Source organism: Pseudomonas sp. MM213 (genome assembly GCF_020423045.1).
GTDB classification, from domain to species: Bacteria; Pseudomonadota; Gammaproteobacteria; order Pseudomonadales; family Pseudomonadaceae; genus Aquipseudomonas; species Aquipseudomonas migulae.
This window is the reverse complement of the sequence record NZ_CP081943.1, coordinates 5,358,648-5,374,433: the sequence shown is the minus strand read 5'-3', so window position 1 is coordinate 5,374,433 and position 15,786 is coordinate 5,358,648. Positions and strand designations below refer to the sequence as shown.

At 59.8% G+C, this 15,786-nt stretch carries 14 protein-coding genes; 6 read left to right on the top strand and 8 right to left on the bottom strand.

Annotation, left to right across the window (positions count from 1 at the left end; all coding sequences use genetic code 11):
* Positions 1-23: 23 nt before the first annotated feature.
* The 8 genes from speA to K5R88_RS24395 all read right to left on the bottom strand — a co-directional run bounded on the left by speA (position 24) and on the right by K5R88_RS24395 (position 7,437).
* Positions 24-1,937, bottom strand: a complete 1,914-nt coding sequence (gene speA / locus K5R88_RS24430; RefSeq protein ID WP_008031279.1) for an arginine decarboxylase — start codon at positions 1,935-1,937, stop codon at positions 24-26.
* Positions 1,938-2,154: 217 nt separating this feature from the next.
* On the bottom strand, positions 2,155-2,526 hold the full coding sequence (locus K5R88_RS24425; protein WP_008031278.1) for a translation initiation factor Sui1: 372 nt from the start codon (positions 2,524-2,526) through the stop codon (positions 2,155-2,157).
* A 291-nt stretch (positions 2,527-2,817) separates the two neighbouring features.
* Positions 2,818-3,375 (bottom strand): NUDIX hydrolase, encoded by a 558-nt coding sequence (locus K5R88_RS24420; protein WP_223449968.1) that lies wholly within the window; start codon positions 3,373-3,375, stop codon positions 2,818-2,820.
* A gap of 3 nt (positions 3,376-3,378) precedes the next feature.
* Positions 3,379-4,446, bottom strand: a complete 1,068-nt coding sequence (locus K5R88_RS24415) for a DUF2333 family protein (protein ID WP_008031276.1) — start codon at positions 4,444-4,446, stop codon at positions 3,379-3,381.
* Between the two features lie 153 nt (positions 4,447-4,599).
* A complete protein-coding gene (locus K5R88_RS24410; RefSeq protein ID WP_192226978.1) occupies positions 4,600-5,076 on the bottom strand; it encodes a hypothetical protein in 477 nt (158 codons plus the stop codon).
* The gene (locus K5R88_RS24405; RefSeq protein ID WP_226298514.1) at positions 5,073-5,579 is read right to left on the bottom strand and encodes an Hcp family type VI secretion system effector; all 507 of its coding nucleotides are present in this window, start codon (positions 5,577-5,579) and stop codon (positions 5,073-5,075) included. Before K5R88_RS24405 ends, K5R88_RS24410 begins: the two co-directional genes overlap by 4 nt.
* Positions 5,558-6,073, bottom strand: coding sequence for a hypothetical protein (locus K5R88_RS24400; protein WP_329959889.1), 516 nt, complete (start codon positions 6,071-6,073; stop codon positions 5,558-5,560). Before K5R88_RS24400 ends, K5R88_RS24405 begins: the two co-directional genes overlap by 22 nt.
* Positions 6,074-6,285: 212 nt before the next feature.
* Positions 6,286-7,437 (bottom strand): DUF2515 family protein, encoded by a 1,152-nt coding sequence (locus K5R88_RS24395; protein ID WP_226298512.1) that lies wholly within the window; start codon positions 7,435-7,437, stop codon positions 6,286-6,288.
* Positions 7,438-7,752: 315 nt separating this feature from the next.
* Between K5R88_RS24395 and gcbA the strand changes: the two genes are divergently transcribed.
* The 6 genes from gcbA (at position 7,753) to accC (ending at position 15,782) form a co-directional block, all read left to right on the top strand.
* The gene (gene gcbA, locus K5R88_RS24390; RefSeq protein ID WP_008031270.1) at positions 7,753-9,423 is read left to right on the top strand and encodes a diguanylate cyclase GcbA; all 1,671 of its coding nucleotides are present in this window, start codon (positions 7,753-7,755) and stop codon (positions 9,421-9,423) included.
* 165 nt (positions 9,424-9,588) lie between these two features.
* Positions 9,589-11,421 carry a methyl-accepting chemotaxis protein gene (locus tag K5R88_RS24385; RefSeq protein WP_442963917.1) on the top strand — a complete coding sequence of 611 codons (1,833 nt, stop codon included), beginning with the start codon at positions 9,589-9,591 and terminating at the stop codon, positions 11,419-11,421.
* Between the two features lie 169 nt (positions 11,422-11,590).
* Positions 11,591-13,330, top strand: a complete 1,740-nt coding sequence (locus K5R88_RS24380; protein ID WP_226298511.1) for a protein-disulfide reductase DsbD — start codon at positions 11,591-11,593, stop codon at positions 13,328-13,330.
* Positions 13,331-13,461: 131 nt separating this feature from the next.
* Positions 13,462-13,917, top strand: coding sequence for a type II 3-dehydroquinate dehydratase (aroQ, locus tag K5R88_RS24375; RefSeq protein WP_008031265.1), 456 nt, complete (start codon positions 13,462-13,464; stop codon positions 13,915-13,917).
* A gap of 24 nt (positions 13,918-13,941) precedes the next feature.
* The gene (gene accB / locus K5R88_RS24370) at positions 13,942-14,406 is read left to right on the top strand and encodes an acetyl-CoA carboxylase biotin carboxyl carrier protein (protein WP_008038728.1); all 465 of its coding nucleotides are present in this window, start codon (positions 13,942-13,944) and stop codon (positions 14,404-14,406) included.
* Between the two features lie 17 nt (positions 14,407-14,423).
* Positions 14,424-15,782, top strand: a complete 1,359-nt coding sequence (accC, locus tag K5R88_RS24365) for an acetyl-CoA carboxylase biotin carboxylase subunit (protein WP_008031262.1) — start codon at positions 14,424-14,426, stop codon at positions 15,780-15,782.
* Positions 15,783-15,786 lie beyond the last annotated feature (4 nt).

Below are 15,786 nucleotides of genomic sequence, written 5' to 3'. Positions count from 1 at the left end.
CCTGGCGAGAACGGCGACTTACCTCAGGAAGACAGGTAAGACGAACGGGTCAGACCCAGACGCAGGGCGTCGAGGAACTGGGTGCGCTCGGCCGCGCTGATGCGCGCACTGGCGCACTTGTCGCGGTAGTGGGTCATCAGCTCTTCCGGCGACAAATGCACGTAACGCAGCATGTCTTCGATGGTGTCGTGGGTTTCGATACCCGCGTGGTACACGCTGCCGTCGGCATTCTGGTAGATGTTCACCGAGTCGGTGTCACCGAACAGGTTGTGCATGTCGCCAAGAATTTCCTGGTAAGCGCCGACCAGGAAGATCCCCAGCAGGTAGTCTTCGCCCTCATTCAGAGCGTGCACGGGCAGGCTGGTCTCGATGCTCTGCTCGTCGACGTATTGCTTGATCTTGCCGTCGGAGTCGCAGGTCAGGTCTTGCAGCACCGCGCGGCGCAGCGGCTCTTCGTCGAGACGGTGCAGCGGCAGGATCGGCAGGACCTGGCCGATGGCCCAGGTATCCGGCAGGCTCTGGAATACCGAGAAGTTGCAGATGTACTTGTCGGCCAGCTTGTCGTTGAGTTCGTCGAGCACCTGACGGTGGGAACGCTGACGTGCCTTCAACGAGTTGTGCAGGCGACGGCACACGGCGAAGTAGCATTGCTCGGCCAGGGCTTTTTGCGCCAGGGTCAGCTTGCCGTCGGCGTACTGGGTGGCCACGTCGCTCATGTAGTGAGTGGCGCGCCAGTAGGTTTCGGTGACCATTTCGATGTCGGTCGGGCCGAGCAGGTCAACCAGCCACTGCACGGTTTCCGGCAGCTCTTCCTTGTTGTCGATCTTCGGCACGTCGTCGTTGTGTTTTTCAACGTCGGTGACTTGCACCACCAGCATGGCGTGGTGGGCGGTCAGGGAACGGCCGCTTTCGGAGAAAATGTTCGGGTGCGGCAGGCTCTGCGCGTCGCAGAACTCCTTGAGCATCCCGACCACGACACCGGCGTAATCGTCCATGTCGTAGTTGATCGAGCTGGCGTTACGCGAGTGCGTGCCGTCGTAGTCGACGCCCAGACCGCCACCGACGTCGATGTGGTCAACCGGCAGGCCGAGGTTGCGCAGTTCGCCGTAGTAACGAATCGCTTCCTTGAAACCGTGCTGGTAGTCCGCCAGGTTGGCGATCTGCGAGCCCATGTGGAAGTGCAGCAGACGAATGCCCTGGTCCAGACCCGCCGCGCGGAAACGCTCGACCACCGACAGCAGTTGCGCCGCCGACAGACCGAACTTGGATTTCTCGCCACCGGTGTCCGCCCACTTGCTCGAAGCCAGGGACGACAGGCGCACGCGCAAGCCGACCTGCGGCTTGACCTTCAGCGAGGCGGCTTCTTCGATCACCAGGCCGACTTCGGATTCTTTCTCGATCACGATGAACACGTTGTGGCCAAGCTTCTGGCCCATCAGCGCCAGCCGAATGAACTCGCGGTCCTTGTAACCGTTGCACACGATGGTGCCGCCCTTCGGCGCCAGTGCCAGCACGGCCAGCAGCTCAGGCTTGGAGCCGGCTTCCAGGCCGATGGACACGTTCTGCGTGGCGATGATGTTTTCGATCACCGCTTCTTGCTGGTTAACCTTGATCGGGTACAGCGCGGTGTACTTGCTCTGGTATTCCAGGCGCTCGATGTTGGCATCGAAGGCGCCGGTCAGCTGACGCACGCGGTCTTGCAGAATGTCCGGGAAACGCACCAGCAGCGGCAAGGACAAGCCGCTTTTGCGCAGCTGGTCGACTTGCTCGAACAGGTCGATAGGCGAACTGGCCGGACCGTTCGGACGAACTTCGACGCGACCGGCGTCATTGATCGCGAAATACCCGGCCCCCCAATGGCGAATCCCGTAAACACTGCGGCTGTCCGCAACTGTCCATTGGCTGCCATCGTCTTTGCGTGTGCGTCGTACGGACATTGAAGTCCCCTATAAAGAAGTCATAGAGCGTCGCCTGTGTTCAGGCCGGCGCAGTCTAAAGGATGAAAATGACGGTTCGTCAACGAGGGGATAGACCTCGCTGACCGCAGTGAGTTTAGAAACCGGTCAGAACAGGCTCTGTGAAAACCATGTAGGCGACGCCAGGTCAGAAGAAATCAGGACCGGGTCAAGCCGAGGGTGGTTTTCACAGAGGCTGCTAGCCGCCGGACTTCTTTGCCTTGAAACCGAGTTTGATCAGCTCGCCCAACAGCAGCTCGACATGATCGCCCTGGATCTCAATGATTCCGTCTTTCAACGCCCCACCGGTGCCACAGCGTTTCTTCAACGTGGTGGCCAGGTCCTTGAGCGCGTCTTCAGCCAACGGCACGCCGGTGATGGTGGTCACCGTCTTGCCGCCACGGCCCTTGCTTTCGCGACGCACGCGAGCGATGCCGTCGCCGGCCGGGATAACGGTCTGTTTGCAGATACAGGCGTCCACCGGCTTACTGCAATCCGGGCAATGACGACCTGCGTCGGTGGAAAATACCAGGCCACCAAGGGCGGCGAAGGATGCGGCTTTTTTGGCCACCGGCAATCCTCTTGGGAGGACAAAGACTGGTCGCGGCAACCTGGGCAGGTGCCATCGACCGCGAAGCCCCACTCAGGCAGGGGCAGCGCTACTGAACCGAAACAACCCTGTAGGAGCGAAGCTTGCTCGCGAAGAACGCAAGGACGATGCGTACAATCTGGATGCACGCGTTATCGTTAACGTCCATCGCGAGCAAGCTTCGCTCCTACAAAGAGCAATACGGTTCAGCTTGAAAAGGTCGCGCAGTGTAACGGCAAAAAGCCGACTTGCTAAGAGCCAATCGGCGCCAATTTATGCCTCTTTTGCGACGTCCCCGCCACGAGCCCGGAGATAGCGCTTCAACGCGGCCAGAGAGTCCGGGCAGTAAGGCTTTTCGTCGATTTCCCGAAGCACTTCATCGATTGGCAAAAAGCGCGCTTCGAGCACCTCTTCCGGTTGCAGGATCAACGGGCCGTCCCACACCGCCGAAAACGCCGAACACCACAAACGATTGCCGGTGTCTTCGAAGAAAAAATGATCATGGGCAGTGAGTTCCACCCCGCTCACGCCCAACTCTTCTTCAAGCTCGCGGGCGGCCGATTCGGCGTAGGTTTCGCTGACGAGCACCATACCCCCCGCCGCCACGTCCCAGTAACCCGGATAAATCGCTTTGCTCAGGGTGCGCCGGTGAACGCAGAGTTCGCCAGCCGAATTGAACAGCATGATGTAGGTGCCGCGCCCGATCAGCCCGCGCTCGCGCAGGTCCGAGCGGACCAGAGCGCCGAGCAGGTTGTCCTGCTCGTCGACCCAGGCGATCTGTTCGGCATCCGAGGCCGCGCGGTGGGCGGCCTCTCTCGCGTTATCGACCATGACTCAGCCCTGATTGAGCAGTTGACGCAAATCGATCACTGCGGCGTTGGCCCGGGAAATGTAATTGGCCATGACCAGTGAGTGGTTGGCCAGTACGCCGAAGCCGCTACCATTGAGAATCATCGGGCTCCAGACCGGTTCCTGCGACGCTTCCAGTTCACGAATGATCTGGCGCACGCTGACGGTCGCGTTCTTCTTCGCCAGCACATCGGCGAAGTCGACTTCGATGGCACGCAGCAAGTGGGACAAGGCCCAGGCCTGACCGCGAGCTTCATAGAACACGTTGTCGATCTGCATCCACGGGGTTTCGACGATTTCCTCGTCAACCTGTGGCACCTGACCCGGCGCGACCACTTCGGTCTTCAGCGCGGTGTTCAGTTTGACCCGGCCAACGCTGGCCGACAGGCGTTGCGACAGCGAACCCAAACGGGTGCCCACATCGCCCAGCCAGTTGTTCAGGTTGTCGGCGCGAGCATAGAACAGCGCGTTTTTCTGCAAAGGGTCGGACAGACGCGCCTGATAGCGGCTCAGGGAATTGATGCCTTCCTGATACTCGGACTCGCTGGAGGGCAGCACCCAGCTTTTATTGTCGAAGTTGAAACGCGGCTCGGCTTTCGCCAGATCGGCGTCTTCGGCCGATTGCGACTGCGAACGGGCGAAGTCTTTGCGCAGCGCCCGCGTCAGATCGCGGACCTGGACCAGCACGCCATATTCCCAGCTCGGTGTGTTGTCCATCCACAGGCCCGGCGGGAAACGGTCGTTGGAGATGTAGCCGCCCGGTTTGGTCAGCAAGGTGTCGGCGACGGTCTTGAGCGTTTCGACCGTGGTGTAGCCGATGACCATTTGCTTGCCTTCTTTCTCGGCCGCCACTTGAGCATTCTGTTGGACCGGGAACAGCGCCGGCTCCTGGCTCCAATACCAGCCAAGCACAAAGGCCACAATCAGATAGAGGCCGATCAGCGTGGCCAGCGCCCGACTGAACAAAAGGCCACCGATGTAACTGCGGGTAGCCGATTTCGGTTCAGCGGCACGTTCAGGCGCGCTGCCCGCGCGGTTCTTCCAGTCCAGCATGGCGATATCCTTTCAATCACTTGAGTTCATCGGTTCGACCACAACCATACAACAACGTGCCTTTGCCCGGCACCCGTCGTCGGGTTATCCGCAGAAATTAGCGTCAGGTCTGTGACAACCGAGCGCCGATGAATTCTAGTCGCCCTGCCAGGGTTAAACGCCAATGACCTTCATTGAGATTTGCTGCCACCCCGTTGATGTAAACAGATGAGCAATGCCCTTGCCGTCGGTCCTGCGTGGTGCCGTGTCCCCATCCACCGTCGCAATGTAGTCATGCAGCGCCAGCGGCTCACCGGTTGCGCTGTCCAGGAGGCGAAAGACCCTTGGCGTTCTCGACGGCTGAACAGGCGGATTTTGCATCAGCTCCATTACCTTTGGATCAAAGGTCCGCTCCGGCATTACCCAGTCAGCGTAATCGGCTTCAGGCCTGACCAACCGCCATTCTCCCCGCTCGATCGGGTCGAGCACCTCGCTCTCGATATCGATCAACAGGCCGGCACGCAACTCGTCCATTCCATCGATAAGCTGCCGATCTTGCAGCGCCTGGCGCACAAGCTCCAGCGCTTGCTCACTGGGCCAGGCATGTTGACGCTCCCACTCGGACAGATCGAGCTCGTTGACCAACCTCATCCCGGCACCTCGGTGTTCCACTCATCGGAGCCCATGGTTCGGCTGATTTCATGCCGCCAATAGATTCGCCGGTAACTGAAATGAACCTTTTCCAGTTGAGTGAGGTAAGCGGTGTCGGGGTCCTGACAGTGGGGCATGAGCACATCGGCACCGATGATGACCGCGTCTTCCAGTTCCATCGTATAAAAGTGTTCCTGGGTTCCCTTAGCCGAGGTGCGATACCACTCGACGCGGCATATTTTTAGCAATTCTCCAGAACATAAAGCGTTGTTGATCAGCGGTGTCGCTTTGTCGATGGCCTTGGTGACGATCAAGGGCTTGTGCATCCGACGACCTGCGCCCGACCCTTTCGGTACGAAGATCCCGTGGCTCAGGGCCTGGATCATGATTTGGTCCTCACGCCCCTTTTGATAGATGTTGCCCACCGACGCCTCAGTAAAAGCACCAGCGCTGATCAGGCCTTGGTGTTCGCCGTGGAGGGTCATGAAGGCGGGAGTTGGCATGGTGGGGCTCCTTTGGTTTTTTTGGGAAACAAGGGGGTGAGCGGGATGGATTGATCCAATTCGATTAGAGCGTCTTCATCCCCATCTTCTGCGAAAGGCGTCCACGGTTTGCTGATCGACAGTGTGATGAGGTAGCGCTCTTCATCAGGCCGTTGGTCGTATTTGAAACGGTGGACGTACATCAAGACTTGATATTTTTTGCCGGCCTTCCAGTAAACCGAGCCTCCTTTGTCTCGCAGCTGTGCTCGCCATTCAGGCGTGTCGGCAAAGGGTGGATAGCGTGTCCTACCGGCCACCCTCCATCCGCCCCCGCGCCACTGGTCTTGTAAATCCAGCGCTACTTCCAGGGCATCATCGAGCAGTAGTGGCTCGATCTGCGGGGACATGCGGATACCGAAAATGATGTTGTCGTCAAATCCAACACTAAAGAAGCGCGCAGCGGGAGTGGTGAACCCAAACTGCGGGTCGACGAATCGCAATTTCGCATCGGTCATGGGGATACCGGACCAGATATGTCCGCGTATCTCCGGACTAAAGGGGGCTGAAGATTTTCTGCGTAGATCTTCATACGTCCCGCCTATTTCCAAGACGATTTCGGGTTCATCCCAGAGAGGTTGCGTCAGTTGCTGAATGGAGGCCCACGCCAGGACAGCCAGGACAAGAAGATAGGCGCCGCAGCGCCAGCCGAACCAATGTGATCGAAGAGTCATTGACTACTACCGCTTGCTGCGATCTCGTTGATCGACTGCTCCAATGCATAACGGTTGTGGTCCCCGAGCATCTGGTCAAAACGTGCGGCGGCCTGCAGCACGAATGCCATTCGCTGCTTGATGTCGGACAAGTCCGCCAACGGGTTGTCGCCAAAATCGATGGTGCGCCCATCCTCGACACGTTGGCATTGACTGGTAAGCGTCAACTCAATTGCCTGAGCAACGCCTGAAGGAAACCCCGTGACGTAGGAAGCGTGGTTGGCACGCAGCAACGCCACCAATTGACGGTTCTGGTAAATCGTCGGCTGGAGGATATTGTTCTGCTCATGCCGCGCCAAATGTTCAACACTTGCGGCGATGTCTCCGTCCTCTATCGCCTCAAAGCCCAGCAAAATTTCGAAGTGAGCCACCCCGAACTTCAGCGTTTCCTCCCCCGCTGGCCACAACACCGGGAACTTCGGATGCCCGTAAATTCTCTTCCGGGCGTCCAGGCACTTCTTCAACTCCCTCAAACCCCGCTTCGCATAAAACTCATGCAACGGAAAAACATCCAGAAACAGCGTGGTATTCCCCAGCGCCATCATGTCGTGCACATGCCTGAACTGCTGCTGCACCAGCGACAGCTCCTCACCCGTTGAATGAAAATCCACAGAGGGCACCGGATTTCGCGCATCCGCTTCCTTATATTCACGCAACTCATCCGCCTGCCCGGCCATCCTGTCAGGCGTCAGCAAACCATGCTCTCGGCGGCTATCTCGCATACGCTCCCGCGACTCATGCTCATCGCGAATGAGATCGATACTGTCCGCCGCATGGAGCAACCCGCAGCCCACCTGCTTGGAGGCAAACGCCGCCAGCCCGGCCCACTGAAATCTTGAATCGTGCAGCCAGAGTCGAGCGTACGCAGCGTTGATAACGCGGTTGCGCTCAACAGGGTCGGCAATCAATACCCCTCCAGGTGCGACGATGTCCTCCGCCTCCCGCTGGTAGTGTCGCCATAGGCACGCGCACGTCAGAATCGGGACGTCGGTAACAAACGTCTTGCTCCCATAGAGCAGTTCCTCTTTGCATTCACAATCAGCAACGGGCGTGCTGTTGTGATTCAGCCGCTGCTCGTCGCTGGGATGTTCTTTGAAACACTGGGTCATAATGGGCCGATGGCATCTAAGGGTTTCCCTGACACCCTACCAGCCGAAAATCCGGTTCAAGTCTGCCGGCGAAAAATCAGAACTCCCTGACAAGTATCGCTCGCCGGGATGACAGACGATTCGCGAAAACAGGCAGGAGAGGCCCTGATCATGGGTAATGCCAGATCACCGACACACATTTTCAGACCCGCCAGTCAGAAACTGAATGACGTCGCATTGCAGATTATTGACATACGACACTCATGCGACTGAAAAGAGGTGCTAGCATAGAGCCACCAGTCGATCTCAGCATGCACCCTAACTAGTAGTCAGGATATGACCGAGCCAGAAGACCCCAGCCGTGAGCGCCTCAAGCACCACTTTGCCCAGCGGGTAATTCATCAGGCACGTCAAATTCTTGAGATCTGGCAGCGCCTGCAACGCAGTGAGTGGTCCACCACCGACTTATCGGAACTGAGTGAAGCCAACCTGCGCCTGCTGCGTTTCGCCGAGCGCTTCGAACAACCGGAACACACGCAACTGGCACGCCACATCGGCCAGTCGCTGGAGGCTGTCGACGCCAATCGCGGACGCCTCAGCAGCGGCCTGATCACTGACCTCAATCGCTTGATGCAGCGCCTGTCGCGTACCGGCCTGCGCCATGGCGATCAGCTCGAACAAACCTTCCTGCCGCCGTTGCGCAAGCCGATCTACGTGATGCTGCAGGATCACGACCGTGCCGAGCGACTGGCCAAACAACTGGAATTTTTCGGCCTCAGCGCCCAGTCCCTCGACAGCGTGTCGGCGTTTCGCTCCTCGATGGTCGAGCGTTTGCCTGCCGCGATTGTCATGGACGTGGACTTCAGCGGCCCCGGCGTCGGCCTGAAACTGGCCGCCGAAGCCCAGGTCGGCCTGGATGAACCGTTGCCGTTGCTGTTTTTCAGCCTGCTCGAAACCGACACCCCGACCCGCCTCGCCGCCGTGCGTGCCGGTGGCCAGGAGTTTCTCACCGGCACCCTCGAAGCCTCGAGCCTGCTGGAGAAAATCGAAGTCCTGACCTGCGTCGCGCAGTACGAACCTTATAAAGTGCTGATCATCGACGATTCCCGCGCCCAGGCCTTGCACACCGAGCGCCTGCTCAACAGCGCCGGGATCGTCACGCGCACCTTGATCGAGCCGATCCAGGCCATGGCCGAACTGGCGGATTTCCAGCCCGACCTGATCATTCTCGACATGTACATGCCGGCCTGCACCGGTACGGAACTGGCCAAAGTGATCCGCCACAATGACCGCTATGTCAGCGTGCCGATCATTTACCTGTCGGCCGAAGACGATCTGGACAAGCAGCTCGACGCCATGAGCGAGGGCGGCGACGACTTCCTGACCAAACCGATCAAGCCCCGGCACCTGATCACCACCGTGCGCAACCGCGCGGCGCGGGCGCGCAATCTGAAAGCGCGGATGGTCCGCGACAGCCTCACCGGGCTGTACAACCACACGCACATTCTGCAATTGCTCGAAGACTGCAGCTTCCGCGCCCGCCGCGAGAGCAAGCCGCTGAGCTTTGCGATGCTCGACATCGACCACTTCAAACGGGTCAACGACAGCCACGGCCACCCCATGGGCGACCGTGTGATCAAGAGCCTGGCGCTGTTCCTCAAGCAACGATTGCGCAAGACCGATTTCATCGGCCGCTACGGCGGTGAAGAGTTTGCCATCGTCATGCCGGACACCGATATCGAAGCGGCCTGCAAAGTCCTCGACGAAATCCGTCAGCGCTTCGCCGAAATCCATTACCCCGCTCAGCCCCAGGACCTCTGGTGCACGTTCAGCGCCGGGGTGGTCGAGCTGTGCGAAGACTCCGACGGCTTGATGATGGCCAGCCAGGCAGACGAGGCGCTGTACCGTGCCAAGCATGCCGGACGCAACCGCGTACAAGCCGCACGGACATCAAAGCAAAGTGCCACTTTTTCATCGGAATCGACCCATTCAGTCATAACCCTGTAACAGAAACGCAATAACTTCAGGCACTTACCATTTCGCCGTTGGTAGTCCCTTGATGCGCCTGAAGCTGCTGACCAATCTCAACACCCTCCTTTTAGTCGCCGTGTGCGTGGCCCTCGGCGCCACGCTTTGGTGGTCGCAAAAACCCTGGAGCGCCCCTATCTATTGATGGAGCGCTACCTCGGGTTGTCCCAGCAATTCCAGAATGAAGTGGCGCGCAACATCGAGGACTACCTGGCCAGCGGCGATGCGCTGCGCCTGAGCAGCGCCAGCCAAGCCATCGACGGCCTGCAAAAGGAACTCGCCGAGTTACCGCCGACGTTGGCCGACAGCTTGCGGCCGAGCCTGTCGAACCTGGATGAATTCAGCAAAACCGACCTGTTGGCCGCTGGCAAACTTGCGGGCGATCCTCAGGCGTTGTTGCTGCAAGCCGAACGCGAACTCGGCGCCAGCCTCGACCAGTTGAGTCAATACGCCAGCAGCAACGCGAACTATCTGACGCCATTGCTCGCAGCCTCCCAACACCTGGGCAAACTCTCTTTGGCGCGGGACAAACTGGTCAGCAGCGGTCGCAGCGAACTGGCCGCCGATGTCGAGCGCGAAGTCACCAACATCCGCACGCAAGCCGAGCTTCTGAACGCCTTGCCGCTCTTGGGCGTGACCAGTAAAAGTGAATCGGGCACCGACGATTTCGCTGCAATGATGGGCCTGGAGAACACCGAAAAAACCGTTGCGGAAGATGCCGGCGTCGGCCTCAAGCGCGAGCTCAACGGCCTGCTCACGCGCTATCCCGCAGAGCTGGCGCGCACCCGCGAGCAGATCCAGAAACGCGCCGACCTCAGCGCCGCGACTCACCAGAAAATCGCTGCCGTGCAACAGTCCATCGCCGGGCTGGAACCGGTAGTCCGTGCCCAGCACGGGCAGATCCAGAGCGAAGTGCGGCTGATGCAAGGGGTGATGATCGGCCTGATTCTGCTGATCGCATTACTCATCGACACCCTGCAGCGGCGCCTGGCCCGAACGCTGACCAACCTCGCGCCAGCACTCTCGACCTGGGCCGAAGGCGACTTCAGCCGCGACATCGAATTGGGCAAGACCAATCGCGAACTGCATGACATCCAGGCCTCGCTCAATCGACTGCGCGCCTACCTCGTCGATCTGGTCGGAACCATTCGCCTCAACGCCGAGCAGGTTGCCGGCAGCAGCCGCACCCTGGCCGAGTTGAGCAATGATTTGCACAGCGGCGCCGAACATCAGGCGGGTGACACCGCGTTGATCCGCGACTCCCTCGGTGAACTGGAAGCGACCATTCAACAAGTCGCCGGCGATGCCAGCCAGGCTGCCGACGCCAGCCGCCATGCTGGATTGGCGGTGGAACATGGACAGAAAGTCATCGGATTGAGCCTCACCGGGCTGCATGCGCTGGTGGGCGAAGTACAAAGCAATGCACAGATGATCGAACACCTGGCAGAGGAGTCCGCCACCATCGGCGGCGTGCTGACGGTGATCCGCTCGATTGCCGACCAGACCAACCTGCTGGCCCTGAACGCCGCCATCGAAGCGGCCCGCGCCGGGGAAATGGGACGCGGGTTTGCCGTCGTGGCGGAAGAGGTTCGGTCATTGGCGCAGCGCACCGCAGGCGCTACGGCGGAGATCCAGAACTTGATCGCCGGGCTGCAGACAGCGGCCCGAGAGTCGGTGGAAGGCATGCGAGCGCAGGTTGAACACGCGGAGGCGACAGCCAATCAGGCCCAGGCGGCCGACGGTGCGCTGGATAAAATCGTCGGGGCGATCCAGACGATTTCCGACACCGCCGTACGCATTGCCGATGTCACGGCTCAGCAGAGCGGAGCCGTCAGCGAAATCCGCGATCACAGTGAGCGGATTCACCAATTGGGCGGGGATAACTTGCTGCGTATCGGTGAGGGGCGTGAGCAAGGCGAGCATTTGTTGGTATTGGGCGGGCGGTTGCATACGGCCGTTCAGGCATTCCGCGTCTGACAGACCACCACATACCTGTAGGAGCGAGGCTTGCCCGCGAACCAAACGACACGGTTTATCAGGCGAACCGTGTCATCGTTCTTCGCGGGCAAGCCTCGCTCCTACAGGGGCGGGGCAATCCGTGCAACTGTCCGCTATCATGCCCCCAATTCCGATACGCGAGATCGTCATGCGCCGTTTGCTCTGCCTGCTGCTTTTAGTGCTCGCCCTGCCGGCCACCGCCGCCGGTTTGCTGGAGAGTCGACCCAGTTCCACCCTGGGCTCGATCAACAACAGCGCCGACTTCCTGCCGGTGCGCGAAGCCTTTCAACTGAGCCTGATAGACAGCACGCCACAATCGATCAAGCTGCGTTTTGTCGCCACCGAGGGTTATTACCTCTACCGCCATCGCTTTCAGTTTCGCGCCGACCCTGCCGAGATCGTAGTCGGCCCGGCACAGCTGCCCAAAGGCGAGCAGAAGCACGATGAGTACTTCGGCGACGTCGAGGTTTACCACGGGATTCTCGATGTCGAACTGCCGCGCAGCGATCAACGCGCCTTCACGCTGGCGGTGACCTATCAAGGGTGTGCCGACAAAGGCCTGTGCTATCCGCCCGAGACCGAACGCCTGAGTATCGACGGCAGTGGCGGCGCCACCACGAGTTGGAGCTGGCGGGAGCTGGCATTATTCTTCCTTGCGGGCCTTGGCCTGACCTTCACCCCTTGCGTGTTGCCGATGCTGCCGATCCTCTCCGGCGTGGTGTTGCGTGGCCAGGTGGGTGGCTTGCGCGGCTTCAACCTGTCGCTCGCTTACGTGCTGCCGATGGCCGCCTGCTTCGCCCTGCTCGGTGCGTTGATGGGGATGTTCGGCGCGCAGCTCAACCTTCAGGCGCGGCTGCAATCGGCGTGGGTGCTGGTGCCGTTCGCAATGTTTTTTGCGCTGTTTGCCCTGGCGATGTTCGGTGTCTTCGAACTCAAGTTGCCGCACGCGATCAGCAGTCGGCTGGACCGAATTGCCGGGCGCACCGAAGGCGGTTCGTTGTGGGGCGCGGCGGTGCTGGGCGTGGTTTCCAGTCTGTTGGTTTCACCCTGCGTCTCGGCACCGCTGGCCGGCGCGCTGCTGTACATCAGCGCCAGTGGCGATGCGTTGGGCGGCGGCTTGAAACTGTTCATGCTCGGCCTCGGCATGGGCGCACCGCTGTTGCTGGTGGCCACTGGCGGCGCCGCCTGGCTGCCGAAAAGCGGACCATGGCTGGTCTACGTGAAAAACGCGATTGGCGTGTTGTTGCTGGGTCTGGCGATCGGCCTGCTCAGTCGCGTGCTGCCGGGGCAGATCACTTTGTTGCTGATCGGCTTGCTGGCCGGTGGTGTCGGTTTGTTCATGGGCGCGCTGGAGTTCGTCTACAAACCTCCGCGAAAACGCCTGGGTCAGTTGCTCGGGATGTTCCTGCTGTTTTATGCACTGGCCTGTTGGTATGGCGCCTTCAGTGGCCAGACCGATCCGTTCAATCCAATCGGCCAGCCGCGTGTCGTCAGCAACAATGAGCAGTCGCAAAACACCAGCGACTGGCAAACCGTCACGACTCCGGCAGAACTCGATCACGTCCTCGCCGAAGCCAAATCCTCCGGCACCCCGCTGCTGCTCGACTGGTACGCCGACTGGTGCATCAGCTGCAAAGTCATCGAACACAAAGTGCTTAACGACGCGCAGGTCGTCGAACGCCTCAAGGGGTATCGGCTGATTCGCTTCGACATCACCGCCAGCAACGCCGAGCAACGCGCACTCCTCGACCGCTACACACTATTCGGCCCACCGGCGCTGATGTTTTTCGGCAAGGACGGTGTCGAACGCGCCGATGTACGAGTGATCGGCGAAATCAGCGCCACGGACTTCGCCGAACGTGTATCCAAAGCAAATGACCGGATTTAATCACCCGGTCACATATTTCGCGCAAACATCGGCCATCGTGCTGGCTATTGCATAGAACTGGACAGTCACAAAGGCTTTGCGGCATAGTCGCCGGGTTCTGACAAATGCACACGGATAACGAGGAACAGCAGATGGCGACCCTATTGGTTCTGCACGGCCCCAACCTGAACATGCTCGGCACCCGTGAACCGGGCACCTATGGCGCTACGACACTGGCGCAGATCAATCAGGACCTGGAACGCCGCGCTCGTGAAGCCGGCCATCATTTGCTGCACCTGCAAAGCAACGCCGAGTACGAATTGATCGACCGCATCCACGCTGCCCGCAGCGAAGGTGTGGACTTCATTCTGATCAATCCAGCAGCTTTTACACACACAAGTGTCGCATTACGTGACGCGCTGCTGGCGGTGAGCATCCCATTCATCGAAGTGCATTTGTCTAACGTGCACAAACGCGAACCTTTCCGCCATCACTCTTACTTCTCCGACGTAGCGGTGGGAGTGATCTGCGGCCTTGGCGCCAGCGGTTATCGACTGGCCCTGGAGGCTGCACTAGAGCAGCTTGAACAACAAGCTATACGCCCCTGACCGACCCTTGGGAGTTGATGATTCATGGATATCCGTAAAGTTAAGAAACTGATCGAACTGCTGGAAGAGTCCGGCATCGACGAGCTCGAGATCAAGGAAGGCGAAGAGTCCGTTCGCATCAGCCGCCATAGCAAAACCCCGGCTCAGCAATACTACGCTCCGGCGCCAATGCACGCTCCGGCTCCAGCGCCTGCCGCTGCTGCCCCGGTTGCCGCCGCTGCCGCTCCTGCTGCACCGTCCGCCCCTGCCCTGAACGGCGCCGTTGCCCGTTCGCCAATGGTCGGCACCTTCTATCGCAAATCTTCGCCAAGCTCGCCGTCCTTCGTTGAAGTCGGCCAGACCGTGAAGAAAGGCGACACCCTGTGCATCGTCGAAGCCATGAAGATGATGAACCACATCGAAGCTGAAACCAGCGGTGTGATCGAATCCATCCTCGTCGAAGACGGCCAGCCGGTTGAGTACGACCAACCGCTGTTCACCATCGTTTGAACCGCGGAGAAACTTTGATGACTGCGAAGTTGGAAAAAGTTCTGATCGCCAACCGCGGTGAGATCGCACTGCGGATTCTGCGTGCCTGCAAAGAGATGGGCATCAAGACCGTCGCCGTTTACTCCAAGGCCGACAAAGAGCTGATGCACCTGGGCCTGGCAGACGAGTCCGTCTGCATCGGTCCGGCCTCGGCCGCCCACTCTTACCTGCACATCCCGGCAATCATCGCCGCGGCTGAAGTGACCGGCGCCACCGCCATTCACCCAGGCTACGGTTTCCTTGCGGAAAACGCTGATTTCGCTGAGCAGGTCGAGAACTCCGGCTTCGCCTTCATTGGTCCGAAAGCCGACACCATTCGCCTGATGGGCGACAAGGTATCGGCCAAGCACGCGATGATCGCTGCTGGCGTTCCAACCGTTCCGGGCTCTGACGGCCCGCTGCCGGAAGACGAAGAAACCGCTCTGCGCATCGGTCGCGAAGTCGGTTACCCGGTGATCATCAAAGCCGCTGGCGGCGGTGGTGGTCGCGGCATGCGCGTTGTGCATAGCGAAGAAGACCTGATCTCCTCGGCGAAACTGACCCGCTCCGAAGCCGGCGCGGCGTTCGGCAACCCGATGGTCTATCTGGAAAAATTCCTGACCAACCCACGTCACGTGGAAGTCCAGGTACTTTCCGACGGCCAGGGTCACGCCATTCATCTGGGCGACCGCGATTGCTCGCTGCAACGTCGTCACCAGAAGGTTCTCGAAGAAGCGCCGGCACCGGGCATCGACGAGAAAGCACGTCAGGAAGTCCTCGCTCGCTGCGTCAAGGCATGCATCGACATCGGCTACCGCGGCGCCGGCACCTTTGAGTTCCTTTACGAAAACGGTCACTTCTACTTCATCGAGATGAACACTCGTGTCCAGGTAGAGCACCCGGTTTCGGAAATGGTCACCGGTATCGACATCGTCAAGGAGATGCTCAGCATCGCCGCCGGCAACAAGCTGTCGTTCACCCAGGATGACGTAGTCATCCGCGGTCACGCGCTGGAATGCCGGATCAACGCCGAAGACCCGAAAACCTTCATGCCAAGCCCGGGCACGGTCAAGCATTTCCACGCTCCAGGCGGCAACGGCGTTCGCGTCGATTCGCACCTGTACAGCGGTTATGCCGTTCCGCCGAACTACGATTCGTTGATCGGCAAGCTGATCACCTACGGCGCAACCCGTGACGAAGCCATGGCGCGCATGCGCAATGCGCTGGACGAAATCGTTGTCGACGGGATCAAGACCAACATCCCGCTGCACCGCGACCTGACCCGCGATGAAGGCTTCTGCAAAGGTGGTGTGAACATTCACTACCTGGAACACAAGCTGGCTGGCGAAAAGCACTAAGCTT